Genomic DNA, 2,216 nt, shown 5'->3' on the forward strand with positions numbered 1-2,216 from the left:
TTGAAACGATTGGCAATATAACAGATGAAGCAGTTCAAAAGTATATAAAAGAGCAAGCAGAAGAATCGAGACGAGAAGATTCGAGTAGTACCGCTTTATAGCGGGCCAGCAAAAGTGCTTGCGATACCGCCCTTTGGGGCGAGCAGTAACAATAGCCCTTTGGAGGGCTAATAATAAACCACCAGTTGAACTGGTGGTTGCTAACTTAGTTACATATGAAAAAGAAAACGATCAGGAGATCGGAAGATTCCAATACAACAGAAGAAGGAGAATTTGTGCATGAGTATTTTGAATGTAGAGCATCTGTCCCATGGTTTCGGCGACCGTGCGATTTTTGAAGATGTATCGTTCCGCCTCTTAAAGGGGGAACACATCGGTCTGGTAGGTGCAAATGGCGAGGGAAAATCAACCTTTATGAACATCATTACCGGAAAGCTGATGCCGGATGAGGGAAAGGTTGAGTGGGCAAAAAATGTCCGTGTCGGCTATCTGGATCAGCATACCGTTCTGGAAAAAGGTATGACGATCCGCGATGTATTAAAAAGCGCTTTTTCCTGGCTGTACGAGATGGAAGAGCGGATGAACACGATTTGCGATTCCATGGGCGATGCCTCCGAGGACGAACTGAATCAGATGATGGAGGAACTTGGCGTGATTCAGGAGATGATGGATGCACACGATTTCTACATTCTGGATTCGAGAATCGAAGAGATCGGACGTGCACTCGGCCTCGAGGAGATCGGTCTCGAACGCGATGTCACTGAGCTTTCCGGCGGACAGAGAACGAAGGTCCTTCTGGCAAAACTGCTGCTGGAAAAACCGGACATCCTTCTTTTGGATGAGCCGACCAACTACCTGGATGTGGAACATATCACCTGGCTGAAACGATACCTTGAAGAGTATGAAAATGCCTTCATTCTGATCTCTCACGATATCCCATTTCTGAACAGTGTTGTCAATCTGATCTATCATATGGAAAACAAAGAGCTGAATCGTTATGTGGGTGATTACGATCACTTCCAGGAGGTTTATGCGGTCAAAAAAGCACAGAAGGAAGCTGCTTATAACCGCCAGCAGCAGGAGATCAGTGAACTGAAGGATTTCGTGGCACGAAACAAAGCCCGTGTGGCAACCAGAAACATGGCTATGTCACGGCAGAAGAAGCTGGATAAGATGGATATGATCGAGCTTGCGAAAGAAAAACCAAAACCGGAATTTCATTTCCGCACTGCGCGCACTTCGGGCCGCTTCGTTGTGACTGCAAAAGAACTTGTGATCGGCTATGAAGAACCGCTCTCCAGACCGTTGACCTTTGCGATCGAGCGTGGTGAAAAGATTGTGCTCACCGGTGCCAACGGAATCGGAAAAACAACACTCTTAAAGAGTATTCTCGGTTTGATCCCGTCCCTTGGCGGAGACGTGGAGCTTGGCGATTATCTGGAAATCGGATATTTCGAGCAGGAAATGCCAAAAGGCAACACCAACAGCTGTATCCAGGAAATCTGGGAAGAATTTCCATCCTATACCCAGTATGAAGTCCGCGCAGCGCTTGCCAAATGCGGTCTTACCACACAGCACATTGAAAGCCTGGTGCGTGTGCTCTCAGGAGGAGAACAGGCAAAAGTTCGCCTCTGCAAACTGATCAATCGTGAAACCAATCTTCTTGTCCTTGATGAGCCGACCAACCATCTCGATGTAGACGCAAAAGAGGAGTTAAAAAATGCGTTAAAGGAATATAAAGGAACCATTCTTATGGTCTGCCACGAACCGGAATTCTACGATGGTCTGGCAACGAGTGTATGGGACTGCTCGGAGTGGACGACAAAAGTGATTTAAAAAAAATCAAATAAGTCCTCTTGACATTTATATATTGAAAAAAACAGCCACAAACAGAGAGTGAGAGAGATTGTTTGTGGCTGTTTTATTACGCTTTAAAAAATCAGACAATATATTTTAAATGCAGAATTATATGTATTTTTCTAAAAATAAGAAAACTCGAAAAAAGGTGTTGACTTTTGCTTTTGGCGGTGTTATTATAACTAAGCTGTCAGCGAGAGCTGATGCGAATGAGTTTCTTTGAAACAGAAAAACCTAGTTCGGAGCCGGGTGGCTGCCGCGGGTTACAAGAACTGCTTCAAAAAAAACTTAAAAAAAGTTCTTGACAAAAGCAAATGAGTTTGATAAAATAAACGAGTTGCTGATCGAGAGAACAGCAG

1 protein-coding gene is annotated in these 2,216 nt (G+C 44.8%); it reads left to right on the plus strand.

From position 1 onward, the window contains the following. The first annotated feature begins 279 nt into the window (after positions 1 to 279). Positions 280 to 1,836, plus strand: a complete 1,557-nt coding sequence (locus tag DXB83_RS16295; protein WP_118697893.1) for an ABC-F family ATP-binding cassette domain-containing protein — start codon at positions 280 to 282, stop codon at positions 1,834 to 1,836. The last annotated feature ends 380 nt before the right edge of the window (positions 1,837 to 2,216 follow it).

It is taken from the genome of Blautia sp. OM06-15AC (assembly GCF_003481425.1).
Lineage (GTDB): Bacteria > Bacillota > Clostridia > Lachnospirales > Lachnospiraceae > Fusicatenibacter > Fusicatenibacter saccharivorans.

Coding starts and splice junctions, on each gene's coding strand:
- DXB83_RS16295 (WP_118697893.1), top strand. CDS start 280: ATGAGTATTTTGAATGTAGAGCATCTGTCCCATGGTTTCGGCGACCGT.